Raw genomic sequence first — 25,988 nt, 5'->3', positions numbered from 1 at the left:
GCCGGCGCAGCACACGCCGCCCGTCAATCGCCAAGATCGTGACAAACTCTTGCGAAGTCAACGTCAGCCGGGCATCCCGCCGCTGATCGTCGTCCAGAGGAGACCCGCGCCCCTTGAGCCAGTCACCCCCGCTTCCGACGGTGTTCATCGACGGGGACGCCTGCCCGGTGAAGTCCGAAGTCTACCGGGTCGCCGAACGCCACGGGCTGCAGACGGTGGTGGTCGCGAACCGCTTCATCTTCACCCCGCGCGACGCGAAGGTGCGCCTTGAGGTGGTGCCGGCCGGCCCGGACGTCGCCGATGACTGGATCGCCGAGAACGCGAAGGCTCACGACATCGTGGTCACCGCGGACGTGCCGCTCGCCGCGCGCTGCCTGGCCAAGGGCGCGGCGGCGCTCGGTCCGTCCGGCCGCGCCTTCACCGAGGCGAACATCGGAGCCGCGCTCGCGAGCCGCGAACTGATGAGCCATCTGCGGGAGGTCGGGGAGATCACCGGCGGCCCGGGCGCCTTCCGGCCGCAGGACCGTTCGCGCTTCCTGCAGCAGCTGGAGCACGCGGTGGTCCGCGCGCGGCGCGCGCTCGAAGCGCAGGACGGCGCATGACCCGTCGTCGTCTGCTGGCTCTTCTGGGGGCGGCGCCGCTCGCCGCGGCCGGCTGGTTCGGCTGGGCCCGCGGGCGCAACCCGTATTATGACGGGCCGCCTTCGGACCACTTCGACGGCCTGCGCTTCTTCCACCCGGAACAGCCGCCGGACAAGTCGCCGATCCAGGCGTTCCGGGCGCTCCGTCTCGCCGAGAAGGCGCCCTGGCCGGAAAACTGGCCGAGCCCCTTCGCCGACCGGCCGCCGCCGGAAGTCACGGGCCCCGGGCTGCGGGTGGTCTCGATCGGCCACGCCACCCACCTGATCCAGGCCGCGGGCCTCAACATACTGACCGACCCGGTCTGGTCCGAGCGGTGCTCGCCGGTCAGCTTCGCAGGCCCCAAGAGGGTCTGTCCGCCGGGCGTCGCGTTCGAAGACCTGCCCAGGATCGACGTCGTGCTGCTGTCGCACAATCACTACGACCACCTCGACACGGCGACGCTCGCGCGGCTGGTCGCTCGCGACGATCCGCGGATCGTGACCGCGCTCGGCAACGACGTGATCGTGCGGGCGGACGCCCCGCGCGCCCGGGTCGAGGCCCATGACTGGGGCGATCGGGTCGAGCTCGGCCACGGCGTGACCGCTTCGCTCGTCACCGCCTGCCACTGGTCGGCGCGCGGCGTGACCGATCGGCGGAAGGCGCTGTGGACGGCGTTCGCGATCGATGCGGGGGAGGCTGGCCGCGTCTATTTCGCGGGCGACACGGGGTTCTTCAGCGGAGCGCATTTCCGCAAGGCGGCCGCCGAGCATGGCCCGTTCCGCCTCGCGATCCTTCCGATCGGCGCCTATGAGCCGCGCTGGTTCATGAAGGACCAGCACCTGAACCCCGCCGAGGCCGTGGAGGCCTTCAGGCTGCTCGGCGCGGAGCACGCGATCGGCTGTCACTGGGGCGTCTTCCGCCTGACCGCGGAGGCGATCGACGCCCCGGCGGCGGAACTCGCGACCGCGCTTCGTGCGCGCGGCGTCCCGCCTGAGCGCTTCCGCGCGCTCAGGCCAGGAGAGGCATGGGAGGCCTGAGGCTCAGAGGCCTTCGAACAGAGCCGTCGACAGATAGCGTTCGGCGAAGCTCGGGATGATCGTCACGATCGTCTTGCCCGCGGCCTCGGGCCGTCCGCCGACCTCGAGCGCCGCCGCAAGCGCCGCGCCGGACGAGATGCCCACCGGAACGCCTTCAAGCCGCGCGACCAGCCGCGCGGTCTCGAACGACGTCTGGTTTCCGACGGTCACGACCTCGTCGATGACGGACCGATCCAGCACGCCGGGCACGAAGCCGGCGCCGATGCCCTGGATCTTGTGCGGGCCCGGCTGGCCGCCGGAGAGAACCGGAGAATCCTCGGGCTCGACCGCCACGATCCTGAGCGAAGGCTTCCGCGGCTTCAGAACCTGGCCGACGCCCGTGATGGTGCCCCCGGTGCCGACGCCGGACACGACGTAGTCGACCTCGCCGGCGGTGTCGTTCCAGATCTCCTCCGCCGTCGTCCGACGGTGGATCTCGGGATTGGCCGGGTTCTCGAACTGCTGAGGTATGATGGCGTTCGGGATCTCACGCACCAGTTCCTGGGCGCGCGCGACGGCGCCCTTCATGCCTTTGGCGCCCTCGGTCAGGACGAGTTCCGCGCCGAGAAGCGCCAGCATCTTGCGGCGCTCGAGCGACATGGTCTCGGGCATGACCAGGATCAGGCGATAGCCGCGCGCGGCGGCCACGAAGGCCAGCGCGATGCCGGTGTTGCCCGAGGTCGGCTCGATCAGCACGCTGTCCGGCCGCAGGATGCCGTCACGCTCCAGCGCGTCGACCATCGCGACGCCGATGCGGTCCTTCACGCTCGCGATCGGATTGAAGAACTCGAGCTTCGCCAGGATGGTGGCCTTTGCGCCCTTGTGGGCCGCGAGCCGGTCCAGCCGCACCAGAGGCGTGTCGCCGATCGTGTCGGTGATCGAATCGTAGATGCGGCCGCGACCCGGCGCATGCGCGGCGGGCTCGGAAAGTTTGAAAGCGGGCTCGCTCATGCGGATCATCCTCCAGGAACGTCGCGCCGCTCTAGGGCGCGGCGGTTCGGGTCACCGCAAGATAGGCATGACACAGAGGAATGTCGATAAAAGCTAGATTGCCATAATCAGATTGTAAAATCATAGGTCGGGCGGCTGTCCTCGAAGACCGATCGGCGTTCGGCCTCCAGGCAGAGATCCTCCACGGTGATCTCGTCCAGCCGCTCCAGGAAGCTTTCGGAGGCCGACCGGATCATCGGCGTGACGACGTCGGAAACGAGCGGCGAGGGGATGATCTTGCCGTCCGGTTCGCGTCCGCGCCCGTCCGGCTCATCCTCCGGCTCCCCGAGCGCGCCCCGGACGATGTCGGCGATCGAGATGCGGCGGCGTTCGCGGGCAAGCTCGTAGCCGCCGCGAGGGCCGCGCACGCCCTTGAGAATGCCGGCGCGAACCAGAACCTGAAGCAGTGTCTCGAGGTGGCGGGGCGGCAGGCCGTGGCGCGCAGCGAGCGTCTTGGCGGCGATCGGAGTCGGGCGCGCGTGATACGCGATGTCCACGACGGCGGCGACAGCCAACAGACTCCGACGCGGCAGCAAGTTCATGACGTCTCCTCGCGGGATCACCGCCCCGTTGAGCCGAATCCGCCTTCTCCCCTCGCGGTGGGATCGAGCGTCTCGGCCGTCACCACCTTCGCCTGAACGACCGGAGCGACGACAAGTTGCGCGATCCGGGCCCCCCGCGCGACGGCGAACGGCTCGCTTCCAAGATTGACCAGAAGAACTCCGACCTCGCCGCGATAGTCCGCATCCACCGTCCCGGGAGCATTCAGAACCGTAATCCCGTGTCGGAGCGCCAGCCCCGAACGCGGCCGGATCTGGGCCTCAAACCCAAGCGGGAATTGGAGCGCTAGCCCTGTCGGGACAAGAGCGCGGCCCCCGGGAGAAATCACGATCGGCTCCGACTCCGGAACGGCCGCGCGCAGATCCATGCCGGCGGCCGCCGCGGTCTCGTAGGCCGGCGCAGGCAGCCCCTCGGCGTGCGGCAGCATCAGGACGCGCAGCTCCATCACGCCGGCCCAAGCAGCGCGGCCAGACGGTCGACGAGCCGTTCCGCCACCGCGGCCTTGGAAAGCGCCGGCCAGTCCTCGACGCCGTCGGCGGTGACGATGTGCACCCGGTTGTCGTCGCCGCCCATCACGCCGCTGCCCGTGGAGACATCGTTCGCGACGATCATGTCGGCGCGTTTCCGGATGAGCTTGGCGCGGGCGTGCTCGACCACGTTCTCGGTCTCGGCCGCGAAGCCGACGACCAGCGCCGGCCGTCGCAGGCCGTGGGCGACCGTCGCCAGCACGTCAGGGTTCTCGACGAGCGTCAGGGCCGGCGGGCCGCCAGCGCCTTTCTTGATCTTCTGAGCCGCGCCGTCCGCGACCCGCCAGTCGGCGACCGCCGCGGCGAAGACGGCGAGATCGACCGGCAGCGCGGCCTCGACCGCGTTCAGCATCTCTCGCGCCGTCTCGACCCTGACGACCGTCACGCCGGCGGGATCCGGGATCGCCACCGGGCCGGACACCAGCGTGACCTCCGCGCCGGCGCGGGCGGCCGCGGCCGCGATGGCGTGGCCCTGGCGGCCCGAGGACCGGTTCGCCAGCACGCGCACGGGGTCGATCGGCTCATGGGTCGGTCCGGAGGTGACAAGCACCCGGCGGCCGGCGAGCGGGCCGGCCGTGTTCGCGGGGCGCAGCAGCGCTTCGACGGCGGCCACGATCTCCAGCGGCTCGCTCATGCGGCCGAGCCCGCTTTCTCCACGCTCGGCCATCAGGCCGGTCCCCGGCCCGACGAAACGGACGCCGTCGGCTTCGAGGCGCGCCACGTTCCGGCGGGTGGCCGGATGCGCCCACATCGTGGGGTTCATGGCCGGCGCGGCCAGCACCGGAGCCGTGGTGGCGATCAGCGCGGTGGAGGCGAGATCGTTGGCGAGCCCGTTCGCCATCCTGGCCAGAAGATCGGCGGTGGCGGGCGCGACCACCACCAGATCGGCGTCGCGCGCCAGCCGGATGTGGCCGACGTCGTGTTCGTCGGTCAGGTCGAACAGGTTCTGGAAGGCGCGCTCGCCCGTGAGCGTCGCGACCGACAGCGGCGTCACGAACTCGGCGGCGGCCGAAGTCGGGATCGCCCGGACCGAGCAGCCGCGCTCTTTCAGCCGGCGGATCAGGTCGAGCGACTTATAGGCCGCGATGCCGCCGCCGATGATGAGAAGAATGCGCGTCTCGCGCGCGGCGCCGCCCAAGCCTGTCACGGTGAACTCCGGGGTCACCCGAACACATAGAACACGAACGTGATGGCGATCACCCACAGCGCGAGATCGCCCCAGAACGCGCGGCGCTGGACGGCGTGAGCGATCGCCTGGATGCTTTCGTCCGAGAAGGTGAAGCCCCCGCGCACGACGTCCTCGAGCTCCACCGAGGTGCGGTTGACCCGCAGCAGCAGATCCGGGAGGCCCGAGACGCCCCTCGCCAGCTTCCGCAGCTCGTCCGTGGCGCGCTCCGCGATCCCGACGGGGCCGAGATTGCGCTCGATCCATTCCCGCACCACGGGGTCCGCGGTGCGCCACATGTCGAGCTTCGGGTCCAGCGTGCGCGCGACGCCCTCGACCACCACCATGGTTTTCTGAAGCATCAGGAGCTCCGGCCGCGTCTGCATCCGGAACAGTTCGGTGACCTCGAACAGCAGCGTCAGCAGGCGCGCCATGGAGATCTGGTCGGCGGTGCGCGAATAGATCGGCTCCCCGATGGCCCGGAGCGCCCGCGCGAACTCGTCGACGGACTCGTCCGCCGGGACATAGCCCGCCTCGAAATGGACCTCGGCGATCCGCCGGTAGTCCCGCACGATGAAGCCGTAGAGGATCTCCGCGAGGAACCTGCGTTCCTTCATGCCGAGCCGGCCCGTGATGCCGAAGTCCACCGCGATCAGGGTGCCGGCGGAATCCACGAACAGATTTCCCGGATGCATGTCGGCGTGGAAGAAGCCGTCCCGCATCGCGTGGCGCAGGAAAGTCTGCATCAGGTGGCGTCCGAGCGCGGGCAGGTCGTGCCCCGCAGCCGCCAGGCCGGCGCGGTCGGAGAGCTTCACGCCGTCGATCCACTCCAGCGTCAGCACGCCGCGGGTGGTCCTCTCCCAGTCGACCGCCGGCACGCGGAAGCCGGGATCGCCGGCGGTGTTTTCGGCGATCTCCGAGAGCGCGGCCGCCTCCAGACGCAGATCCATCTCGATCGCGACGGAGCGCGCCAGCGTCCGGACCACCTCGAGCGGCCTCAGCCGGCGGGTCTTGGGGACCCAGCGCTCCAGCAGGCGCGCGACGGCGAAGACGGCCGACAGGTCGCGGGAGAAGCGGCGCGCCACATCGGGCCGCACGATCTTGACAGCGACCGCGCGCTCGCCGCCATCCTCGGTCCGCACCACCGCGCGGTGCACCTGGGCGATCGACGCCGCCGCGACCGCCGGCCCGAGCGAGACGAAGCTTGCGGAGAGCGGCGCCCCGAGCGCCTCCACGATGGCCGCCTCAGCGACCTCGTGCGGGAAGGGCGGCACGCTGTCATGCAGCCGTTCGAGGTCGCGCGCGGTCTTGAACCCGACCACGTCGGGCCGCGTGGCGAGGAACTGGCCGAGCTTCACATAGGACGGCCCGAGCCGCTCCAGCGCGTTGGCGAGACCTTCGCCGCCATCCTTGGCGGAGCGTTTCTCGATCAGCCTGCCGAGGCGCAGCAGGGTGCGGGCGAGGGGCGGAAGCTCGAGCGGATCAGCGAGCCGCAGCGCGCCTTCGCGCGCCATGACGAAGCCCCCGCGGGCGAGCCGGAACAGATTCGGGACGGCGCTCAGAACGGGCATCGTCGCGGCCTAGGCGCCCGAACCGGCGCGGAGTGTCCTGAAGCAGGCCACGTCTAGATCCTGAAGCCGACATGGAGCGCCGCGACGCCGCCCGTCATGGGCGTCGCGGCGACCTGCTCGAATCCGGCCTCGCGCATCATGTCCGCGAAGGTCTCGGCGTCCGGAAACTTGCGGATCGACTCGACGAGATAGCGATAAGGCTCGGCGTCGCCCGCCACCATCCGGCCAAGCTGCGGGATGACCCTGAACGAGAACGCGTCGTAGATCCGGTCGAAGCCGGGCACGTCCACCTTCGAGAACTCGAGCACCAGCAGGCGCCCGCCGGGCTTGAGCACGCGGCGCATCTCCTTCAGCGCAAGCGGGACGCGGGGGACGTTCCGGATGCCGAAGGCGATCGTCACGGCGTCGAAGGAGCGGTCGGGAAAAGGCAGGTCCTCGGCGTTCCCCTGGATGAAGGTGACGCGATCGGAGAGCCGCTTCTTGGCCGCGCGCGCGGCGCCGACCTCGAGCATGGCGCCGTTGATGTCCAGCACCGTGACGGCCACCCCCGCCCCGCCGGCGTCGATCGCCCGGAAGGCGATGTCGCCCGTGCCGCCGGCGACGTCCAGCAGGTCGAACCTGCGCGGGCCGCGCGGCAGTCCGATCGACGTGGTCATCACGGACTTCCAGGCCCGATGCAGCCCGCCCGACATCAGGTCGTTCATCAGGTCGTAGCGGGACGCCACCTTGTGGAAGACGTCGTCGACCAGGCCCTGCTTCTCGCTGAGCGGAACGTCGGTGAATCCGAAATGGGTGTCGGTCCCGGCGTCGGGGCCGTGCTGTCGGTCCATGGGCGTCGCAATCCTCGGGCGGGGCGCGCGGACCCTAGCGCGGGGGCGGAGGCGGCGCCAGTCGCGAACGGCCGGACTTGAGCCGCGAGCCCTGCGGCCCGACATTCAGCGCCCCGCCCGCCGCGCCTCCCGAAAGCATCCCGTCATGCCTGAACTTCCCGAAGTCGAGACTGTGCGCCGCGGGCTCGCGCCCGTCATGGAAGGCCGCCGGATCGAGCGGGTGGAGGCCCGTCGGCCGGATCTGCGCTTCCCGTTCCCCGAGCGCTTCGCCGAGCGGCTCGCCGGCCGCACCGTCACCTCGCTCGGCCGACGCGCCAAATATCTGCTGGCCGATCTCGACGACGGCGAGACGCTGGTGATGCATCTCGGCATGTCCGGATCGTTCCGCGTCACCCTGCCGGAGGCCGAGCAGGCGCCTGGCGCGTTCCATCATCCGCGCTCGAAGGCGGCGGCGCACGATCATGTGGCGTTCGCCCTGTCGGGCGGCGCGACCGTGACCTACAACGATCCGCGGCGCTTCGGCTTCATGGCGCTGATCCCGCGAGCCGGCCTCGAGGCGCACCCGCTGTTCCGGCATGTCGGGATCGAACCCCTGGGCAACGAACTCGACGGCGCCCTGCTGGCGCGGCTGTTTCACCGCAGACAGACCAGCCTGAAGGCTGCGCTGCTCGACCAGCGCCTGATCGCAGGGCTCGGCAACATCTATGTCTGCGAGGCGCTGCACCGCGCCCGGCTGTCCCCAAAGCGCCTCGCGGGCTCGATCGCCAGCAAGAACGGCGGCCCCACGGCGCGTTCGGAGCGGCTGGCGCTTGCGATCCGCGAGGTGCTGCAGGCCGCGATCGCGGCCGGCGGCTCGACCTTGCGCGACTTCTCCCACGCTGATGGCGAGCTCGGCTATTTCCAGCATTCGTTCCGGGTCTATGACCGGGAGGATGAGCCCTGCCCGACGCCGGGCTGCCGCGGCGTCGTGAGGCGGATCACGCAGACGGGACGTTCGACCTTCTTCTGCCCCGTCTGCCAGAAATGACGCGACGTCGCCGGCGCCCGCCCCGACAAGCCGCGACGCGGAACCTGATCGTCATCGGGACGGAGCGCCCTATGCTGCCCCGATGATCCGGGCGAGCTCCGGCCGGATGACGCCTGTCGCCCAAGAGGTCTCATGACGCCATCTTTCGAAACCGTCCTGGTCGAGACCCGCGGCGCGGTCGGCCTCGTCACTCTCAACCGACCGAAGGCGATGAACGCGCTCAACGCCCAGCTCGTCCGCGAACTCGGCGATGCGGTGGCGGCGTTCGACGCCGACGACGCCATCGGCGCCGTGGTGATCCGGGGCGGCGAAAAGGCCTTCGCGGCGGGCGCGGACATCCGCGAGATGGCGGAGCAGAGCTTTTCGGACGTCTACCTCGCCGATCTCGGGGCCGCCTGGCGCAGGCTGCTCGACTGCCGCAAGCCGCTGGTCGCCGCGGTTTCGGGTTACGCGCTCGGCGGCGGCTGCGAACTGGCGATGATGTGCGACATCATCATCGCGGCGGAGGACGCCAGGTTCGGCCAGCCCGAGATCACGCTCGGGATCATTCCGGGGTTTGGCGGAACGCAGCGCCTGGCGCGCGCGGTCGGCAAGGCGAAGGCCATGGACCTCGTCCTGACGGGCCGGATGATGGACGCGCAGGAAGCGGAGCGTTCGGGGCTGGTCGCTCGCCTCGTTCCGGCCGAGCGCCTGACCGAGGAGGCGATCGCGATCGCGGACCGCATCGCCTCGCTGCCGCGGGTCGCGACGCTCTCCGCCAAGGAGGCCGTCAACGCCGCCTTCGAGAGCCCTCTGTCCGAGGGCGCCCGCGCCGAGCGCCGCTCGTTCCAGGCGCTGTTCGCGACCGAGGACCAGAAAGAGGGAATGGCGGCGTTCCTGGAGAAGCGGAAGCCGCAGTTCAGGAACCGGTGACGCTCAGCGCGTCACGGGTTCATTGGGCAGTTCGTCCCCGAGGCCGGGCTGCGGCGGCAGGACGTCGGCGAGCGCGTCGCCGCAGCGCTCCACCGCCGCCACGATCCCGTCCGCCAGCCGCCCCTGTTTCGCAGCCGCCACGATCGCCATGACGGTCTCGCGCCAGGTCTCGGGCGCGACGGCGGTGTGCACTCCCTGGTCCGCGATGACCTCGACATGTCTTTCGGCCAGCGCCACGTGGATCAGCACTCCCGTGCGCTCCTTGGTGCGGCCGAGCTTAAGCTCCAGAAAGGCGCGCTCCGCAGCGCGGCGCGCGGCCGACGCCGGCAGCCTGTCCAGGCGCAGAGCGGCCCGCACCCTCGGCGCCGCCGCAAGGGCGGCGAGCGCGGCGAAGATCGCGGCCTGTCCGATGACGATCGACTCCAGCCGCAGGTTGAGCAGCGACAGCGGCCCGGCCGCGAGGATCGCGAGAAAGCCCGCGATGATCAGCGCGACGGCGACGTCGCGCTCCTCGCAAGGCTCGGTCTCGATCACCACCACGATCTCGCCCGCGGTGCGGGCTTCGGCCGCCATCACGGCCTCCGTGATGCGCTTCCGGTCGGCGTCCGTCAGGGCCGACTCATCCTGAGCGCAAGGCGTTTCTCTCACCATCCGCCGGAAGCTCCGCCGCCGCCCGAAGAGCCGCCCCCGCCGCCCCCGAAACCGCCTCCGCCGCCTCCGGACCAGCCCCCGCCGTAACCGCCGGGGCCGCCGATGACCCAGGGGCCATGGCGCCTCGAACTCCCGCCGCCGCCACGCATCGAGCGCCAGAGCACATAGAGGAAGAACAACAGGAACAGGATCATGAAGATGTCGACGACGACCGGAGGCTCTTCCTCCTCGCTCAACTGCGCCGCGCGGGCCTTGTAGTCTTCGGCCTGCCCGGAGAACACCGCCATCACGTCGTCGGCGCCGCGCTCGATGCCGCGCGGTATGTCGCCGGCGCGGAACCGCGGCAGGATCGCGTTCTCGATGATCAGTCGTGAAACGGCATCCGTCAGGTCGCCCTCGAGGCCATAGCCGACCTCGACCCTCACCTTGCGGTCAGCGGGCGCGACGAGCAGGAGCGCCCCGTCATTGCGCTTGGCGTCGCCGAGCTTCCAGGCGCGGAACAGGCGGTTGGCGAAATCCTCGACGCTGGTTCCCTGCAGGGACGGCACCGTCGCGATCGCGAACTGGTGGCCCGTGCGTTCCTGAAAGGATTTGAGCCTGGCGATCAGCGCCTGTTCTTCGGCCGGCGGCAGCACGTCCGCCGCATCCACCACATAATTGGTGAAGGCCGGGAAGGAGAGATCCGCGCGGACGGGCCCGATCGCCGCCAGCACGAGAAGCGTGAGCGCAAGCAGCCTGCCGAGAACGCGCGTTGGCATCATGGCGCAAGCTTAGCCCAAGGGGCCGCCGTCCTCCGGGTCATCCGAAGGACGCGACCAAAGGGAAACGCTCGGCGCCTGAGGCGTCGAGCGGCCCGGTTCAGGTGTTCATCGACTCGAAGAAGTCGGCGTTGGTCTTGGTGGAGCGCAGCTTGTCCAGCAGGAACTCGATCGCGTCGACCGTGCCCATCGGGTTCAGGATGCGGCGCAGAACGTACATCTTCTTGAGCTGGTCGGCCGGGACGATGAGCTCTTCCTTGCGGGTGCCGGACCGCGTGATGTCCATCGACGGGAACACGCGCTTGTCCGAGACCTTGCGGTCCAGGATGATCTCGGAATTGCCGGTGCCCTTGAACTCCTCGAAGATGACCTCGTCCATGCGCGAGCCGGTGTCGATCAGCGCCGAGGCGATGATCGTGAGCGAGCCGCCTTCCTCGATGTTGCGGGCCGCGCCGAAGAAGCGCTTCGGCCGCTGCAGGGCGTTGGCGTCGACGCCGCCTGTCAGCACCTTGCCGGACGACGGCACCACGGTGTTGTAGGCGCGGCCGAGGCGGGTGATCGAGTCGAGCAGGATGACGACGTCGCGCCCGTGCTCCACGAGGCGCTTGGCCTTCTCGATCACCATCTCGGCGACCTGGACGTGGCGCTGCGCCGGCTCGTCGAAGGTCGAGGAGATGACCTCGCCCTTCACGGAGCGCTGCATGTCCGTGACTTCCTCGGGCCGCTCGTCGATCAGCAGGACGATGAGGTAGCACTCGGGATGGTTGGCGGCGATCGCGGTCGCGATGTTCTGCATCATGACCGTCTTGCCCGTCCGGGGCGGCGCGACGATCAGCGCGCGCTGGCCCTTTCCGAGCGGGGCGACGATGTCGATCACGCGGGTCGACATGTCCTTCTTGGTCGGGTTCTCGATCTCCATCCTGAGCCGCTCGTCGGGATAGAGCGGGGTCAGGTTGTCGAAATGGACCTTGTGGCGCGCCTTGTCCGGGTCCTCGAAGTTGATCGTGTTGACCTTGAGCAGAGCGAAGTAACGCTCGCTCTCCTTCGGGCTGCGGATCTGGCCCTCGACGGTGTCGCCGGTGCGCAGCGAGAAGCGCCTGATCTGCGAAGGCGAGATGTAGATGTCGTCGGGGCCCGGCAGGTAGTTCGCGTCCGGCGACCTCAGGAAGCCGAAGCCGTCCTGGAGAACCTCCACGACGCCGCCGCCGATGATGTCGACGTCGCGCGCAGCGAGCTGCTTCAGGATGGCGAACAGCAGTTCCTGCTTGCGCAGGGTGCTCGCGTTCTCGACCTCGAGCTCCTCGGCCTGGGCGAGAATTTCGGTCGGCGACTTGGCCTTGAGATCGAAGAGCCTGACTTCTGGCATCGGTGGCCTTTGGCAGTGGGGTCCGGCGCAGGTCGCCGGGCGGAAGGAAGGAGAGAGGAGACGGACGATCGCCGGGCGGCGCGTCGGCGGAGGACCGGCCGGTCTTCCGTGGTCGTGGCGTCGGAGGGCCTTGGCCCCGCTTACGGGACGTGACGAGCTCTGAGCTGAACCCGCGCGCCGACAACCGACTCTTGAGAGGAATTCCTCTTACCGGGAGACGGGCCGCTCCACAAGGGGCATGCGCGCGGTCACGAGGAATTGGACCGTCAGAAAGGCTTCACGATCACGAGGATGACGATCGCCAGCATCAGCACCGCCGGAACCTCGTTGATGATCCGGTAGAAGCGTGCGGAGCGGACGTTCCGGTCATTCGCGAAATCGCGCGTGTAGCGGGCCAGCATCCCATGGATCCCCGAGAGGATCAGAACCAGCAGCAACTTGGCGTGCAGCCAGCCCGACGTCATCCAGCCGCCCTGCCAGACCAGCGTGAGGCCGGCGAGCCAGGTGACGATCATCGAGGGCGTGGCGATGCCTCTCAGCAGCCGCCGCTCCATGACCTTGAAGGTCTCGGAGGTCTCGGAGCCGGCCGCGGCGCCGACGTGATAGACGAACAGGCGCGGCAGATAGAGCATCGCCGCCATCCAAGCGATCACCGCGGCGACGTGCAGCGCCTTGATCCAGAGATAGACGTCCATCTGCCCTCGAATCGGACCGCGCGCGGAAACGGCGTGCGCAGCGGCAGCCTACCGGTTTCGCCGGACGCGCGCCACGAGCTGGCCGACATGCTCCGGCGGCGTGTGCTGCCGCACCCCGTGCCCGAGATTGACCACGAGCGGCGCGCCGCCGAGCTCCTCGAGCACCCGGTCCACCGCCCGATCGAGCGCGGCGCCGCCTGCCATCAGGGCCAAGGGATCGATCGCCCCCTGCAGCGCGACCCCGGCGGGAACGGCCGCGCGGGCGGCCCGCAGGTCCTCGGAGGTCGCGAGCCCGAAGGCGTTGGCCGGAACGGCGCGGGCGAAGCCGGCGAGCTTCGCCCCTGCGCCGCGCGGAAACGCGAGGATCTTCGCGTCCGGAACCCTGGCCCTGACCCGTTCGCAGAGCGCCCTGATCGGCTCGGTCGACCAGCGGGTGAACTCGTCGGGCGGCAGGTCGCCGCTCCAGCTGTCGAAGATCTGGACGGCGTCGGCGCCGGCCTCGAGCTGCGCGACCAAGTGAGCCGCGGAGGCTTCGACGAGACGATCGATGAGTTCGCTGAAGGCCTCCGGATCACGATAGGCGAGCAGCCGGGCGGGCGCCTGCTCGTCGCCGCCGCGGCCGGCGACCATGTAGGTCGCGACCGTGTAGGGCGCGCCGCAGAAGCCGATCAGCGCCTTCTCCGGCGCGAGCTCGGAGCGGACGCGGCTCACCGTCTCGTAGACCGGGGCCAGCATCGCCAGATCGATCTCGTCCCGCAGGCGTCCGAACTCGGCGCGCGACGTCACCGGCTCGAGCCGCGGACCTTCGCCTTCGACGAAACCGACGTGCTGCCCGAGCGCGTGCGGGACGACGAGGATGTCGGAGAACAGGATGGCGGCGTCGAAGCCGAACCGGCGGATCGGCTGCAGCGTCACTTCGGTCGCGAGAGCGGGCGTGTAGCAGAGATCGAGGAAGCCGCCGGCCCTGGCCCTGAGCTCCCGGTACTCCGGCAGGTAGCGCCCCGCCTGCCGCATCAGCCAGACCGGAGGCGTCGGGAGCGCTTCGCCGGAGAGCGTCCTGAGGAAGAGGGACCCGTCTCTCGGAGGCGTTTCTCTTCTCTCGACCACAGGCGCGCTCACTCGAGCCTCTCTTCCAGACTCTAAGATTCGAGTCTTTCTGCTTCTTTTTCTAGGCAGGCGGATTACAGCCGTTACGAGCCCTCCACAACCCGTCCACAGCCAAGCGCGCGTTAACCATCCGTTAACGCCTGTGGCGAGCCGTGCTTCGCCGGGCGGTTAAGGAGTTGTTCACCATTTCCACGGCGCCGCCTTTCACGGCTCTCCCGCCGCGCAGGGGTGTTGATGAAAATGGCCGCCTCGGCGACAGTACGGTCTCGCCTCGCGGAAGCGGCTCAGTTCATCCACAGCCGTCCACCGCCTCCTCGACAGCCTTTCGCTAGGCCGTCCCTCCGCGCTGCAGCCTCCATGTCGTCGCCGAACTCCTTCCACTTCCATCTCGTATCCGACGCGACGGGCGAGACGCTCGTCGCGGTCGCGCGCGCCGCCGCCTCGCAATATGCGGGGATCTCGAGCGTCGAGCATGTCTACCCGCTGGTGCGCTCGGTCCGTCAGCTCGAGCGGGTGCTGGACGAGATCCAGTCGGAGCCCGGCATCGTGCTCTACACGCTGGTCGAGGCCGAGCTGATCGAGATGCTGGAGAGCCGCTGCCGCGATCTCGGCTGTCCGTGCCTGTCCGTGCTCGCGCCGGTGTTCCAGATGTTGCGGTCCTATCTGGGAGCCGAGCAGGCCAACACGCCGGGCGCCCAGCACGCGCTGAACGCGGGCTACTTCCAGCGAATCGAGGCGCTCAACTACACCATGGCGCATGACGACGGTCAGGAGGCCGGCGGTCTCGCCGAAGCCGACGTCGTGCTTCTCGGGGTGAGCCGCACCTCCAAGACGCCGACCTCGATCTACCTCGCCAATCGCGGCGTGAAGACCGCCAACATCCCGCTGGTGCCCAACCTGCCGCCGCCCTTCGGCCTCGACAAGCTCAAGGGTCCGCTGATCGTGGGGCTTGTGGCGACGCCCGAGCGGATCGTCGCGATGCGCCACAATCGCATTCTCGGCCTCGAGGGCCAGGCCGCCGGCGTTCTGGGGGACGGCGCCTATGTGGATCCGGAGGCCGTGGCGTCCGAGGTGATGGAGTCGCGCCGGTTCTGCGCCCGCCATGGCTGGCCGACCATCGACGTCACCCGCCGTTCGATCGAGGAGACCGCCGCGTCCGTGATCGCGATGCTGACCGAACACCGGGCGAAGCGCGCGGCGGAAGCGCGATGAGCGGGCTTTGGCTCGAGCAGGCGCCGCCGGCGCTTGCCTCGAAGAGCGAGATAAGAGCGCACATCCTGCGGGAAGCAGGGCTCGCGCCCGAGGTCCGTCCCTCCCAGGTCGACGAGCGTGACGTGGAGGCGCGCCTGGGCGCCGCGGAGACGACGCCGCCCGGCGTCGCGCGCGCCCTCGCGGGCGCCAAGGCCGCGGAGGTGTCCGGGCGCTATCCCGACCGGCTGGTGATCGGCGCCGACCAGACGCTCGCGCTTGGCGCCGAACGCTTCACCAAGCCGGTCGATGCGGCGGCCGGACGCGAGCAGCTTCGGCGGCTCTCCGGGCGCACCCACAGCCTGTTCTCCGGGGTCGCGCTGGCCCGGAAGGGTCAGGTGCTGTGGAGCTTCGTGGACGAGGCGCGGCTGACCATGAGGCCGCTGTCCGGCGATTTCATCGAGGCCTACCTCGCGGCGGCCGGCCCGGACATCCTGAAGAGCGTCGGCGGGTATCAGTTCGAAGGGCTCGGGGCCCATCTTTTCGATCATGTCTCGGGGGACTTCCGGACCATTCTCGGACTGCCTCTCCTGCCGCTGTTGTCCGCCTTGCGTGACCTGGGAGCGATACGGGCGTGAGCGGTCCGAAAGCCTGCGTGATCGGCTGGCCGGTGCGGCAGTCGCGCTCTCCGATGATTCACCGGTACTGGCTGCGGCTCTATGGCGTCGCAGGGGCCTATGAGCTCGCCGAAGTCCCGCCGGAAGAGTTCGAGAGCTTCGTGGGGAACCTGGCCGACCGGGGCTTCGTCGGCGGCAACGTGACGGTCCCGCACAAGGAGGCGGCGTTCCGCGCTCTCGGGGCGTCCGAGCCCAGCGCCTCGGCGCTCGAGGCGGCGAACACCCTCTGGCTGCAGAACGGGGTTCTCTGTGGCGCGAACACCGACGGCTTCGGGTTCCTCGCCAATCTGGACGCCGCGGCCGCCGGCTGGGAAGGCCGCCGCCGCCTCGCCGTGGTTCTCGGCGCAGGGGGCGCGGCCCGCGCGGTCGCGGCCGCGCTCGCCGAGCGGGATTTCGCGCGCGTCACGGTGGTGAACAGGACCGCGTCCCGCGCCTTCGAGGTCGCGCGCCTCGCGGGCCGGGCCGGCGAGGCCTATGGGCCGGACGATCTGCCCGAGCTGCTGGCGGAGGCGGACCTTCTGGTCAACGCGACGTCGCTCGGCATGACGGGCAAGCCGCCGCTGGAGATCGAGCTCGCGCCGCTTTCCCGCACGGCCGTGGTGACCGATCTGGTCTATGCGCCGCTCGAGACCGATCTGCTCGCTGCCGCCCGCGCCCGAGGAAACGTGGTGGTCGACGGCCTCGGCATGTTGCTCCATCAGGCCGCGCCGGGCTTCGAGCGCTGGTTCGGCGTCCGGCCGGAGGTGACCGACGAACTGCGCCGGATCGTCGTCGACGACCTGCTCGGCCGATGATCGGGGCGAATGACGCCTCCCCGGACATGCTCGTCATCGGCCTGACAGGCTCGATCGGCATGGGCAAGACCACCACCGCCCGGCTGTTCGCGGAGGAGGGCGCCGCCGTGCATGACGCCGACGCGGCGGTCCACGCGCTCTACAGGGGAAAGGCTGCGCCGCTGATCGAGGCCGCGTTCCCGGGCACGACGCGCGCCGGCGAGGTGGACCGAAAGGAACTGGGGAAGAGAGTGCTGGGCGACGCGGCGGCCCTCGCGAAACTGGAGGCGATCGTCCATCCTCTGGTGCGCGAGGCGGAGGCCGAGTTCCTGCGCGACGCCCGCGCAAGAGGCGTGCGGGTGGCGGTGCTGGACATCCCGCTGCTGTTCGAGAGCGGTCGCGCCCGGCAGATGGACGCGGTCGTGGTGGTGAGCGCCGGCGAGGCGGAGCAGCGACGCCGGGTGATGGAAAGACCGGGAATGACGGAAGAGACCTTCCGGCGCGTGCTCTCGCGGCAGATGCCGGACGCCGAGAAGCGCGCCCGCGCGGACATCGTCATCGACACTTCGGGCGGCGTCGAGGACGCGCGCGCTCAGGTTCGCGCGGCTCTCGCGCGCCTTCTGGGGCGCTGACGCATGCGGGAGATCGTGCTCGACACCGAGACGACCGGGCTCGATCCGCTGACCGGCGATCGGGTGGTCGAGATCGGCTGCGTGGAGCTCCTCAACCGCATCCCGACGGGCGCGACGTTCCACGTCTACCTCAACCCCGAGCGCGACATGCCCGAGGAGGCCTTTCGCGTTCACGGGCTGTCAGCCGAGTTCCTGTCGGACAAGCCGCGTTTTGCGGACGTGGCGGATGAGTTCCTGGCGTTCGTGGCCGAAGGCGCGCTGGTCATCCACAACGCCTCGTTCGACATGGCCTTCCTGGACGCCGAACTGAAGCGCCTGGGCCGCGCGCCGATCGGTCGGGAGCGCGTCGTCGACACGCTGATGCTGGCGCGCAGGAAGAATCCGGGCGGCGCGAACTCGCTCGACGCCTTGTGCCAGCGTTACGGGATCGACAATTCGCGCCGGACCAAGCACGGCGCGCTGCTCGACAGCGAGATCCTCGCCGAGGTCTATCTCGAGCTGCTGGGAGGCCGGCAGGCGTCCCTTGGGCTGTCGCATCTCGCCGGCCGGGCGCTTGCGCGCGGCGCTGGCGTGGCGGCCCGGCCGACGCCGCTCGCTCCACGTCTGACGGAGGCCGAGGTCGCGGAGCATCTCGCCTTCGTGGCGACGCTCGGCGGCGAACCGATCTGGCGGGAATACATGGCCGCCGCCGAGGCGGCGGCCTGAGGCCCGAAGCTCAGGCGTTGCCCTGAGCTTCTTCGGCGCGTGCGCGGTAGAGAGCCGCGAAGTCGACCGGATCGATCATCAGCGGCGGGAAACCGCCGTTGCGGACGGCGTCGGCGACGATCTGGCGCGCGAACGGGAACAGCAGGCGCGGGCACTCGATCATCACCACCGGATGCAGCTGCTCCTCCGGGATGTTGATGACCCGGAACACGCCGCCGTAGGAGAGGTCGACGCGGAAGACGAGGCTGTCGTCATCCTTGGCCTGGCCTTCGATCGCGAGCTCGACGTCGAAATCCGCCTCGCCGACCTGGCGCGCGTTGACGTTGACCTTGATCTCGATCTGCGGCGCGGTCGTGCGCGGCGCGAGCGAGCGGGGGGCGTTCGGGTTCTCGAACGACAGATCCTTGACGTACTGCGCCAGGACGTTGATGGCGGGGGCGTTGTTCTCGCCCGCGGGCGCGCCGTTGTTGCTGGCCATGCGTCTCGTCTCTATCGGCTCGAGGGAACGTCGGGCGCATCACATGAGGCCGCGACGGTGGCGCGGCGTAGCATGACGTTCGCGCGCGTCGCAAGGCGGTCAACCGTGTCCCGACGAAGAGCCTGTCAGACTTCCCGCCTGCCGGTGGGCTGCACTTCGCGCCACTCCTGCCGGTCGAGGTCGAGCATCTCGGCCTGGGCGCGGCCCGCCTCGCGGCGCGGCGCCCGCGGCGGCACGGGCTCCGCGCCGCCGATCAGCCGACGCAGCCGCTCCCGGACTTCCGGCACCAGAGCCAGAACCCCGAGCGCGTCCGTGATGAAGCCCGGGATGGTGAACAGCAGACCTGCGAGGCCGCGGAGACTGTGGGATTTGTCGAGCGCGATCGACATCAGTCCGCCGCCGCTTCGGGCGCGGACCTTCGCCTCGCTGAACAGGGAGCCGAGCATTGCGACCCCGATCAGCGAGATGCCGAGCTGAAGCAGGACCGCCTTGCCGAAGCCGATGGCGCTCGCGACCAGCACGAACGCGATCAGCTCCGCGACCGGCAGGATGAGTATCATAGCGAGGATGCGAGGCATGACGTGTCCGTGAAGATCCTTGATGCCGAACGACTTAGGTCATCATGTGGGAGCTGATGTGCGTGTGATTCAAGCGCTGCCGCGATAGCGTGACTGGAATCGGGCGCCGCGTTCATCACATATAGGGTGCTACGGCGAAAATCGCCGTAAGCACGGCCCGACAGACTGCGAGACGAGATGAGCGACGGCTTCGACATCTACACTGTGATCATTCTCGTGCTGGCGGTGTTCATCTTCCTCCGGCTGCGGTCGGTGCTGGGCACCCGGACCGGCAACGAGCGGAGGCCGAGCGACCCCTTCGTGGGCCGCCCGCAAGCCAAGCCCGAGCCGGCGAACGACAAGGTGATTCCGCTGCCGCAGCGGAACTCCGAGCCGCAGCGGCCAGCCGCGGAAGCGGTGGAGCCAGAGCCTGGACCGCGCTGGGAGGGCCTCGTCGAGGCCGACAGCCCCGCGGCCGGCGGCCTCGACCAGATCGCCCAGGAGGAGAACGGCTTCGACGCCCGTGGTTTCGTGGCCGGAGCGCGCAGCGCCTATGAGATGATCGTGACGGCCTTCGCGGCCGGTGACCGCAAGACCCTGAAGCCGCTGCTGGCCCGCGACGTCTTCGAGAGCTTCTCGAACGCGATCGCCGAGCGCGAGAATCGCGGCGAGACGATGGAGTCGAACTTCGTCTCGATCGACAAGTCCGAGATCACGGGGGCCGAGGTGGTCGGGCGGACGGCGCAGATCACCCTGCGCTTCGTCTCGAAGCTCATCACCGTGACCCGCGACCGCAGCGGCGCGGTGATCGACGGAAGCCCGACCGAGATCGTCGATCTCGTGGATGTGTGGACCTTCGCGCGGGAGCTCAACTCCCGCGACCCGAACTGGCGCCTGGTGGCCACCGGCTCCTGACGGCGGCGCATCCGGTGCGCGGCTGGCGCGCCGCGATCGCGGCCTGCGTTGCGCTGGCCGCGGCGTCCGGGGCGGAGGCGGCGTCGCCTCCGCTCACCCCCCTCTCATTCTCCGAACTCAACGGCTGGGCGCAGGACGACCACGCGGCCGCCTTCGCGACTTTCGCCGCGTCGTGCCGGGCGATCCGTGACAAGGTCTCGCCGTCGCGGGCCGCGCTTCCGCCGAGCGCCGCGCTTCAGCAGACCTGCGAGGAGGCGATCTCGCTCGGCGAGCCGGACGCGGCTGGCGCGCGCGCCTTCTTCGAGCGGGCGTTCCGGCCTTTCCTCGTGGGCGAGGGGATGCTCACCGGATATTACGAGCCGGAGGTCGCCGGCTCGAGGACGCCGGTCGGGAGACTGGACACGCCCCTCCTGGCGCGGCCAGCAGATCTCGTCACGATCCCGGACGGAGAAACCCTGCCCGGCGTCCCGGCAGGGCTGGGGGGCGCGCGCAAGACCAGCGGCGGCGGCTTCGAGCCTTATCCGGATCGCGCGGCGATCGAGGACGGCGCTCTGGCGGGCCAGGGCCTCGAACTGGTGTATCTGGACCGGATCGACGCATTCTTCGTCCACATCCAGGGTTCGACCCGCGTGCGGCTTCCGGACGGCTCCTCCGTCAGGCTGGCGTTCGATGGCCGCAACGGGCGCAAGTTCAGCGGGATCGGTCGACTCCTGGTCGAACGGGGCGCGATGACGAAAGCCGGCGCGTCGATGGCCGGGATCCGGGCATGGCTTGCGGCCAACCCGCAGCAAGGCCGTGAACTGATGCGCCAGAACGCCTCCTACATCTTCTTCCGCATCGACGACGCGCTCCAGGACAGCGACGGCCCGCGCGGCGCCCAGAACGTGCCGCTGACTCCGGAGCGCAGCATCGCGGTCGATCGCGGCCTGTGGTCGTACGGGCTGCCTTTCTGGCTCGACAGCCGCTTCCCCGACGGCAAGCCGATCCGCAGGCTGACGGTCGCCCAGGACACGGGGTCGGCGATCCTGGGCGCCGCGCGCGCGGATTATTTCGCCGGGACCGGAGACACGGCCGGCGCGGTCGCGGGCGGCATGAAGCAACAGACCCGCTTTGTCGTGCTGCTGCCGCGTGGCGACGCGGCTGCGGGACAATGAGCGGCGGAAGGCGCCGCCGGGTCGTCTCCGAGGCCGAGCTCGCGCTGTGGATGAAGGTCGCCGAGACGGTCGAGCCGCTCCCCGGCCGCGCTCTCCCCGAACCTGCGGCGCAGCCAGCCGCGCCCAAGCCGATCGAAGAGCGTCCCGCCCCGCCGCCATCGGCTCCTGTCGTCGCGCCAAGATCCGTCCGCCAGCCTGCGCCGCCGCCGCTGGCGCCCCTTGAGGCGAGGCTGCGGCGGAGGCTGGCGCGCGGCGTGGTCGACATCGACGCTCGCGTCGACCTCCACGGCCTGAGGCAGGACGAGGCGCACCGGCGGCTCGCCTCGTTCCTGATCCGCGCCCAGGCGCAGGGTCACAGGGTGGTGCTGGTGATCACCGGCAAAGGCCGCCCGGGCGCCGAAGACGCCTTCGGCTCCGAACGCGGCGTGCTTCGCCGGTCCGTGCCGCACTGGCTGAGCTCTCCGGCCGCCCGTGACGTCGTGATCGGCTTCGAGCCCGCCGACCCCGTCCATGGCGGCGCCGGCGCGCTCTATGTCCGGATCAGGAAGAGCGGCCGGCGCTGAAGCCGCCTCACAGGATGAAGCGGCTCAGGTCGGCGTTCTTGGCGAGGTCGCCGACATATTTGCGGACGTAGTCGCCGTCGACCACGACCGTCTCGCCGCCGCGGTCGGCGGCGGTGAAGCTGATCTCGTCCAGCACCCGCTCCATCACGGTCTGCAGCCGGCGCGCGCCGATGTTCTCGACGCTGGCGTTGACCTCGACCGCGATGTCGGCGAGCGCCGCGACGCCGTCCTCGGTGATGTCGAGCGTCACGCCTTCCGTCGCCATCAGGGCCACGTACTGCTTGACGAGGCTCGCCTCGGTGTCGGTCAGGATCCGGACGAAGTCCTCGCGGGTGAGCGCGTTGAGCTCGACGCGGATCGGCAGCCGCCCCTGCAGTTCCGGCAGCAGGTCGGAGGGCTTGGCGACGTGGAAGGCGCCCGACGCGATGAACAGGATGTGGTCGGTCTTCACCGGCCCGTGCTTGGTCGCGACCGTGGTGCCCTCGATCAGCGGCAGCAGGTCGCGCTGCACGCCTTCGCGGCTGACGTCGCCGGCGCGGCCCTCGCGGGCGCAGATCTTGTCGATTTCGTCGAGGAACACGATGCCGGCGTTCTCGACGGCCTTGATGGCCTCCGCCGTGAGCTGCTCCTGGTCGAGCAGCTTGTCGGACTCGTCGGCGATGAGCTGGTCGCGCGCGTCCCTGACGAGCACGCGCCGCGCCTTTTTCTGGCCCTGGAAGGCTTTGCCCATGAGGTCGCCGAGCGAGATCATGCCGACCTGTCCGGGCATGCCGGGGATCTCCATCATGGCCGGCCCGGAGGACGCGACCTCGATCTCGATCTCCTTGTCCTCCATCTCGCCCGCCATCAGCTTCCGGCGGAAAGACTCGCGGGTCGCGGGGCTCGCGGCGGGCCCGACCAGCGCCACCAGGATGCGCTCCTCGGCGGCGAGCTCCGCCTTCGCGCGGACGTCCTTGCGCCGGGTCTCGCGCACCAGGCCGATCGCCACTTCGACCAGGTCGCGGACGATCTGCTCGACGTCGCGGCCGACATAGCCGACCTCGGTGAACTTGGTGGCCTCGACCTTCAGGAAGGGGGCGTTGGCGAGCCGGGCGAGCCTGCGCGAGATCTCGGTCTTCCCGACGCCGGTCGGGCCGATCATCAGGATGTTCTTCGGCAGCACCTCTTCCCGCAGCGCGCCCGTCAGCTGCAGGCGACGCCAGCGATTCCTGAGCGCGATCGCGACGGCGCGCTTGGCGTCGCGCTGGCCGACGATGTGGCGGTCGAGCTCGGAAACGATTTCACGGGGGGAAAGATCGGTCATGCGGGTGTTCGGGATCTCAGGACGATGAGGGAACGGCGGCGCGCAGCGAAGGCGGCAGCGGCGCCAGCGCGAGGCGACGGGCGGGACGCCATCCGGCGCCGAGCGCCACGACGACGACGCCCAGGATGACGAGCGTCAGAGCGAAGATCGTGGCCGAATCGAACTGCGCGCGGGTGATCAGCGCTCCGATCGCCGCGCCGAAATAGATCAGGCCCGACATCAGCAGGGCGCGGCGGTCGACGACCAGCGCGACCAGCGCCAGCGCCGCCAGGATCGCGACCGCGACAGCCGCCTCCGACGGCGTGGGGCTGGCCGGGTCGGCGACCACGAAGCTCAGCAGCGCGTGCACGATCATCGGCGCCGCCAGCAGATGCAGCCAGAAGCCGTTGTCGCTCGCGAGCGTCCGCCGCTCCGGGTCGCGCAGGTCGAAGGTCATGGCGGCGCCGAACACGAGCAGGCCAAGGACCAGCAGCAGCTCGCGCCAGCGTTGCTCCAGAAGCGCCTCGGCGTGCAGCCCCAGCAGGGCGAGCCCGAGCCCGATCGCGCTGGCCGCGACCAGAAGCGTCGAGAACGGCAGCCGGAAGCGCAGGCGGAACGCCGCCGCGGCCGCGAGGGCCGCCGTCGCGACCCAGGGCGCCTGCGCGCTCAGCGGATCGTCGAGCTCGCGCCCTTCCAGCGCCAGCGACGCGCTCATGGCGGCGTAGATCGAGAACGCCGTGGCGAGGACGATGCTCGGCAGCACCAGACGCTGCCGGCGCGTGAAAACCTCCGCGAGCGCCCAGATGAGCGCTGCGCCCGCGGCCATCCCGGCCGCCATCGCCTGCGGCGGCAGGAGCGCGGACATGGCGAGCTGAAGCCCCGCCAGCAGGGCGACGAGTCCGACGCTCATGAAGACGTCGTGGAAGCCGCGCACGAAGCGCACGTCCTCGCGGTCGGGCGCGTCCAGCGCGTCCGGCGCCGCCTCGGCCCGACCGGCGAGGAAGGCCCGCAGCCGCTCCGCCTGGCCGGCGTCGATCACGCCCGCCGCCACGGCGGAGTCCAGATCGTCAGCCGACGGTCTCAAGGCTCTCAACAGTCAGGTTGTCGTTGGTGTAGACGCAGATCTCGGCGGCGATCTTCATCGCCTTGCGCACGATGGTTTCGGCGTCGGCCTCGGTGTCGATCAGCGCGCGCGCGGCGGACAGCGCGTAGTTGCCGCCGGAGCCGATCGCCGCGACGCCGTTCTCGGGCTCCAGCACGTCGCCATTGCCGGTGATGACTAGCGCCGTGTTCTTGTCGGCGACCAGCATCATCGCCTCGAGATGGCGGAGATAGCGGTCGGTCCGCCAGTCCTTGGCGAGTTCGACCGCGGCGCGCAGCAACTGTCCGGGATACTGTTCGAGCTTCGCCTCGAGCCGTTCGAACAGCGTGAAGGCGTCGGCGGTGGCGCCCGCGAAGCCTGCGATGACCTCGCCCTTGGCGATCCTGCGGACCTTTCGCGCAGTGGCCTTCATCACGGTCTGGCCGAGGCTGACCTGGCCGTCGCCGCCGATCACGACACGGCCGCCCTTGCGCACGAGCAGGATCGTCGTGCCATGCATCTGATTGTCGGACATTGAGGCTCCGGAGGAGAATTCGGAGCCTCAAGTAATCATTCGCGAGCGGTTCGCAACTTGGCCGTACGGGCCCGGGCGGGAGCCGGGCCCGGCGCCCCGGGACGGTGGAACCCGGACGCCGGGCGGCAGCGATCGATTGGTGCGGTCAGTGGCCGCTCGACAGGCCCCGCGAGGCCTCGAACAGGAACCAGGCGCGACGCTCGGCGTCGTCGATCCAGTTCTCGAGCAGGCTCTCGCTCGCGACGTCGTCATGATCGTCGCAGAGGTCATGGACCTCCTTCATGCGCACCACCATGTCGAGATTGTCCTGGCGGAGCTCGGCCAGCATGTCGAGCGGCTCCACGAAGTCCGCGTCGTTGTCGGCGAGCCGCTGCAGCCGGGCGATGTGGCCGATCGAGCGGAGCGTCGTGCCGCCGATCTTGCGCACGCGCTCCGCCATGTCGTCGGTGGTCGCGAGGATCTGCGCCGCCTGCTCGTCCAGCATCAGATGGTAGTCGCGGAAGTGCGGTCCGCTGACGTGCCAGTGGAAGTTCTTGGTCTTGAGGTACAGCGCGAAGGTGTCGGCGAGCAGCGCGTTCATCGCGCCTTCGATGTCGCGCGTGGCGTTCGAGCCGAGCCGCGTCGGGGTGGCGAGCGGCGCCTTCCGACGGGTCTTGGCGTCCTGGACCTCGGTTTCGGGCGTCTTGGCGCCGGCGGCCTTGCCGCTCGCGCTTTTGCTCTGCGTGTTCTTCGCCATTGGAGGCGGCTCCGGATTGAAAGCCCGTCGCGCCGAGGGGGCCTTGGGGTCGAGCATGAGGAGGGCCGCGGCGCCGGCTTCAGGCGAGGTATGTTTTGCGTCGGCGATGTCGAGGGTCCCGGACGCCTTGATTTTCGAGGGGCCGGCGGGCATTGGGTCCGTCTGGGCGTCGGACCATGGCTCTGACGCGCAGGCCGTGATAGTCACGCGCCGTTCCGATCCCAGACATGCGCGCCAGACGCGCCCGGAGACGCGCCCATGCGACGGGGCGAAGTGACGAGGAAAACCGCCGAGACCGAGATCGAGCTGTCGCTCGACCTCGATGGCGTCGGCGCGTCGAAGATCTCGACGGGCGTCGGCTTCCTCGACCACATGCTCGAGCTTCTCTCGCGCCACGCGATGATCGATCTCGAGGTTCGGGCGCAGGGCGACACGCATGTCGACTTTCACCACACCACCGAGGATGTCGGCATCGCGCTCGGACAGGCGGTGCGGCAGGCGCTCGGCGACATGAAGGGCCTGACGCGCTACGCGGACGTCCACATGCCGATGGACGAGACGCTGACGCGCGTCGCGATCGACGTCTCGGGCCGGCCGTTCCTGGTCTGGCGGACGGAGTTCACCGCCCCCAAGATCGGCGAGTTCGACACCGAACTGGTGCGGGAGTTCTTCCAGGCTTTCGCCAGCCATGCGGCTGTGACGTTGCATGTCGAGACGCTCTATGGCGTCAACGCCCATCACATCGCGGAGTCCTGCTTCAAGGGGCTTGCGCGCTGCCTGAAGGCGGCGCTTGCGATCGATCCTCGCGCCGGCGACCGGCTGCCCTCGACCAAGGGCCGGATCGGCGACTGACAAG

At 69.9% G+C, this 25,988-nt stretch carries 30 protein-coding genes; 13 read left to right on the top strand and 17 right to left on the bottom strand.

Going from position 1 to position 25,988, the window contains the following annotated elements; translation table 11 throughout:
- The first annotated feature begins 113 nt into the window (after positions 1 to 113).
- Both GGR24_RS08485 and GGR24_RS08480 read left to right on the top strand, forming a co-directional pair.
- A complete protein-coding gene (locus tag GGR24_RS08485; RefSeq protein WP_183394908.1) occupies positions 114 to 602 on the top strand; it encodes a YaiI/YqxD family protein in 489 nt (162 codons plus the stop codon).
- Positions 599 to 1,657, top strand: coding sequence for an MBL fold metallo-hydrolase (locus tag GGR24_RS08480; RefSeq protein ID WP_183394907.1), 1,059 nt, complete (start codon positions 599 to 601; stop codon positions 1,655 to 1,657). The genes GGR24_RS08485 and GGR24_RS08480 overlap by 4 nt, the downstream gene beginning before the upstream one ends.
- A 3-nt stretch (positions 1,658 to 1,660) precedes the next feature.
- On the opposite strand, the gene cysK is transcribed toward GGR24_RS08480, so the two are convergent.
- From cysK to ubiE, 6 genes are all read right to left on the bottom strand, one after another.
- Complete coding sequence (gene cysK / locus GGR24_RS08475; protein WP_183394906.1) at positions 1,661 to 2,647, bottom strand: cysteine synthase A; 987 nt, start codon at positions 2,645 to 2,647, stop codon at positions 1,661 to 1,663.
- A 107-nt stretch (positions 2,648 to 2,754) separates the two neighbouring features.
- The gene (locus GGR24_RS08470) at positions 2,755 to 3,228 is read right to left on the bottom strand and encodes an RrF2 family transcriptional regulator (protein WP_183394905.1); all 474 of its coding nucleotides are present in this window, start codon (positions 3,226 to 3,228) and stop codon (positions 2,755 to 2,757) included.
- Positions 3,229 to 3,245: 17 nt separating this feature from the next.
- The gene (gene dut / locus GGR24_RS08465; RefSeq protein ID WP_183394904.1) at positions 3,246 to 3,692 is read right to left on the bottom strand and encodes a dUTP diphosphatase; all 447 of its coding nucleotides are present in this window, start codon (positions 3,690 to 3,692) and stop codon (positions 3,246 to 3,248) included.
- Positions 3,692 to 4,921, bottom strand: coding sequence for a bifunctional phosphopantothenoylcysteine decarboxylase/phosphopantothenate--cysteine ligase CoaBC (coaBC, locus tag GGR24_RS08460; protein WP_343066223.1), 1,230 nt, complete (start codon positions 4,919 to 4,921; stop codon positions 3,692 to 3,694). The genes dut and coaBC overlap by 1 nt, the downstream gene beginning before the upstream one ends.
- Positions 4,922 to 4,935: 14 nt before the next feature.
- The gene (gene ubiB / locus GGR24_RS08455) at positions 4,936 to 6,510 is read right to left on the bottom strand and encodes a 2-polyprenylphenol 6-hydroxylase (protein WP_183394903.1); all 1,575 of its coding nucleotides are present in this window, start codon (positions 6,508 to 6,510) and stop codon (positions 4,936 to 4,938) included.
- 53 nt (positions 6,511 to 6,563) lie between these two features.
- Positions 6,564 to 7,340: a bifunctional demethylmenaquinone methyltransferase/2-methoxy-6-polyprenyl-1,4-benzoquinol methylase UbiE gene (ubiE, locus tag GGR24_RS08450; RefSeq protein WP_183394902.1), complete on the bottom strand. Its 777-nt coding sequence runs from the start codon at positions 7,338 to 7,340 to the stop codon at positions 6,564 to 6,566.
- Positions 7,341 to 7,485: 145 nt separating this feature from the next.
- On the opposite strand from ubiE, the gene mutM reads away from it, so the two are divergent.
- Positions 7,486 to 8,367, top strand: a complete 882-nt coding sequence (gene mutM, locus GGR24_RS08445) for a bifunctional DNA-formamidopyrimidine glycosylase/DNA-(apurinic or apyrimidinic site) lyase (protein ID WP_183394901.1) — start codon at positions 7,486 to 7,488, stop codon at positions 8,365 to 8,367.
- A gap of 132 nt (positions 8,368 to 8,499) precedes the next feature.
- Complete coding sequence (locus GGR24_RS08440; RefSeq protein ID WP_183394900.1) at positions 8,500 to 9,279, top strand: enoyl-CoA hydratase; 780 nt, start codon at positions 8,500 to 8,502, stop codon at positions 9,277 to 9,279.
- 3 nt (positions 9,280 to 9,282) lie between these two features.
- Here the strand turns inward: GGR24_RS08440 and GGR24_RS08435 are convergent, their stop codons facing one another.
- From GGR24_RS08435 to hemE, 5 genes are all read right to left on the bottom strand, one after another.
- Positions 9,283 to 9,852, bottom strand: coding sequence for a TPM domain-containing protein (locus GGR24_RS08435; RefSeq protein WP_246398172.1), 570 nt, complete (start codon positions 9,850 to 9,852; stop codon positions 9,283 to 9,285).
- A 71-nt stretch (positions 9,853 to 9,923) separates the two neighbouring features.
- Positions 9,924 to 10,691 (bottom strand): TPM domain-containing protein, encoded by a 768-nt coding sequence (locus GGR24_RS08430; RefSeq protein WP_183394898.1) that lies wholly within the window; start codon positions 10,689 to 10,691, stop codon positions 9,924 to 9,926.
- 97 nt (positions 10,692 to 10,788) lie between these two features.
- Positions 10,789 to 12,054 carry a transcription termination factor Rho gene (gene rho / locus GGR24_RS08425; RefSeq protein WP_183394897.1) on the bottom strand — a complete coding sequence of 422 codons (1,266 nt, stop codon included), beginning with the start codon at positions 12,052 to 12,054 and terminating at the stop codon, positions 10,789 to 10,791.
- Between the two features lie 266 nt (positions 12,055 to 12,320).
- A complete protein-coding gene (hemJ, locus tag GGR24_RS08420) occupies positions 12,321 to 12,749 on the bottom strand; it encodes a protoporphyrinogen oxidase HemJ (protein ID WP_183394896.1) in 429 nt (142 codons plus the stop codon).
- 48 nt (positions 12,750 to 12,797) lie between these two features.
- Positions 12,798 to 13,868, bottom strand: coding sequence for a uroporphyrinogen decarboxylase (hemE, locus tag GGR24_RS08415; RefSeq protein ID WP_343066222.1), 1,071 nt, complete (start codon positions 13,866 to 13,868; stop codon positions 12,798 to 12,800).
- 345 nt (positions 13,869 to 14,213) lie between these two features.
- Between hemE and GGR24_RS08410 the strand changes: the two genes are divergently transcribed.
- From GGR24_RS08410 to dnaQ, 5 genes are read left to right on the top strand one after another with little or no spacing between them, the layout of a single operon-like run.
- Complete coding sequence (locus GGR24_RS08410; RefSeq protein ID WP_183394895.1) at positions 14,214 to 15,068, top strand: pyruvate, water dikinase regulatory protein; 855 nt, start codon at positions 14,214 to 14,216, stop codon at positions 15,066 to 15,068.
- Positions 15,065 to 15,682 (top strand): Maf family protein, encoded by a 618-nt coding sequence (locus tag GGR24_RS08405; RefSeq protein WP_183394894.1) that lies wholly within the window; start codon positions 15,065 to 15,067, stop codon positions 15,680 to 15,682. Before GGR24_RS08410 ends, GGR24_RS08405 begins: the two co-directional genes overlap by 4 nt.
- Positions 15,679 to 16,515, top strand: coding sequence for a shikimate dehydrogenase (locus tag GGR24_RS08400; RefSeq protein WP_183394893.1), 837 nt, complete (start codon positions 15,679 to 15,681; stop codon positions 16,513 to 16,515). Before GGR24_RS08405 ends, GGR24_RS08400 begins: the two co-directional genes overlap by 4 nt.
- Positions 16,516 to 16,541: 26 nt before the next feature.
- Positions 16,542 to 17,126, top strand: coding sequence for a dephospho-CoA kinase (coaE, locus tag GGR24_RS08395; RefSeq protein ID WP_183395207.1), 585 nt, complete (start codon positions 16,542 to 16,544; stop codon positions 17,124 to 17,126).
- 3 nt (positions 17,127 to 17,129) lie between these two features.
- Entirely contained in the window at positions 17,130 to 17,831 is a 702-nt protein-coding gene (gene dnaQ / locus GGR24_RS08390; RefSeq protein WP_183394892.1) for a DNA polymerase III subunit epsilon, read from the top strand.
- A gap of 10 nt (positions 17,832 to 17,841) precedes the next feature.
- Here dnaQ and secB read toward each other — a convergent pair whose 3' ends face one another.
- Positions 17,842 to 18,309 (bottom strand): protein-export chaperone SecB, encoded by a 468-nt coding sequence (gene secB / locus GGR24_RS08385; RefSeq protein ID WP_183394891.1) that lies wholly within the window; start codon positions 18,307 to 18,309, stop codon positions 17,842 to 17,844.
- A 125-nt stretch (positions 18,310 to 18,434) separates the two neighbouring features.
- Complete coding sequence (locus GGR24_RS08380) at positions 18,435 to 18,887, bottom strand: FxsA family protein (RefSeq protein ID WP_183394890.1); 453 nt, start codon at positions 18,885 to 18,887, stop codon at positions 18,435 to 18,437.
- 177 nt (positions 18,888 to 19,064) lie between these two features.
- On the opposite strand from GGR24_RS08380, the gene GGR24_RS08375 reads away from it, so the two are divergent.
- From GGR24_RS08375 to GGR24_RS08365, 3 genes are read left to right on the top strand one after another with little or no spacing between them, the layout of a single operon-like run.
- The gene (locus GGR24_RS08375; protein WP_183394889.1) at positions 19,065 to 19,781 is read left to right on the top strand and encodes a Tim44/TimA family putative adaptor protein; all 717 of its coding nucleotides are present in this window, start codon (positions 19,065 to 19,067) and stop codon (positions 19,779 to 19,781) included.
- Between the two features lie 14 nt (positions 19,782 to 19,795).
- Positions 19,796 to 20,935: an MltA domain-containing protein gene (gene mltA / locus GGR24_RS08370; protein ID WP_183394888.1), complete on the top strand. Its 1,140-nt coding sequence runs from the start codon at positions 19,796 to 19,798 to the stop codon at positions 20,933 to 20,935.
- A complete protein-coding gene (locus tag GGR24_RS08365) occupies positions 20,932 to 21,498 on the top strand; it encodes a Smr/MutS family protein (RefSeq protein WP_183394887.1) in 567 nt (188 codons plus the stop codon). Before mltA ends, GGR24_RS08365 begins: the two co-directional genes overlap by 4 nt.
- 7 nt (positions 21,499 to 21,505) lie before the next feature.
- Here GGR24_RS08365 and hslU read toward each other — a convergent pair whose 3' ends face one another.
- The 4 genes from hslU to GGR24_RS08345 all read right to left on the bottom strand — a co-directional run bounded on the left by hslU (position 21,506) and on the right by GGR24_RS08345 (position 25,132).
- Positions 21,506 to 22,801, bottom strand: coding sequence for an ATP-dependent protease ATPase subunit HslU (gene hslU / locus GGR24_RS08360; protein ID WP_183394886.1), 1,296 nt, complete (start codon positions 22,799 to 22,801; stop codon positions 21,506 to 21,508).
- 16 nt (positions 22,802 to 22,817) lie between these two features.
- Positions 22,818 to 23,864 (bottom strand): hypothetical protein, encoded by a 1,047-nt coding sequence (locus GGR24_RS08355; RefSeq protein WP_183394885.1) that lies wholly within the window; start codon positions 23,862 to 23,864, stop codon positions 22,818 to 22,820.
- Positions 23,848 to 24,396 (bottom strand): ATP-dependent protease subunit HslV, encoded by a 549-nt coding sequence (hslV, locus tag GGR24_RS08350; RefSeq protein WP_183394884.1) that lies wholly within the window; start codon positions 24,394 to 24,396, stop codon positions 23,848 to 23,850. Before hslV ends, GGR24_RS08355 begins: the two co-directional genes overlap by 17 nt.
- Before the next feature lie 145 nt (positions 24,397 to 24,541).
- Entirely contained in the window at positions 24,542 to 25,132 is a 591-nt protein-coding gene (locus tag GGR24_RS08345; protein ID WP_183394883.1) for a Dps family protein, read from the bottom strand.
- 258 nt (positions 25,133 to 25,390) lie between these two features.
- Here GGR24_RS08345 and hisB point away from each other — a divergent pair, with 258 nt between their 5' ends.
- Positions 25,391 to 25,984 (top strand): imidazoleglycerol-phosphate dehydratase HisB, encoded by a 594-nt coding sequence (gene hisB, locus GGR24_RS08340; RefSeq protein ID WP_183394882.1) that lies wholly within the window; start codon positions 25,391 to 25,393, stop codon positions 25,982 to 25,984.
- Positions 25,985 to 25,988: the final 4 nt, after the last annotated feature.

It is taken from the genome of Hansschlegelia beijingensis, assembly GCF_014196425.1.
Lineage (GTDB): Bacteria > Pseudomonadota > Alphaproteobacteria > Rhizobiales > Methylopilaceae > Methylopila > Methylopila beijingensis.
This window is presented reverse-complemented; position numbering and strand designations above follow the sequence as displayed.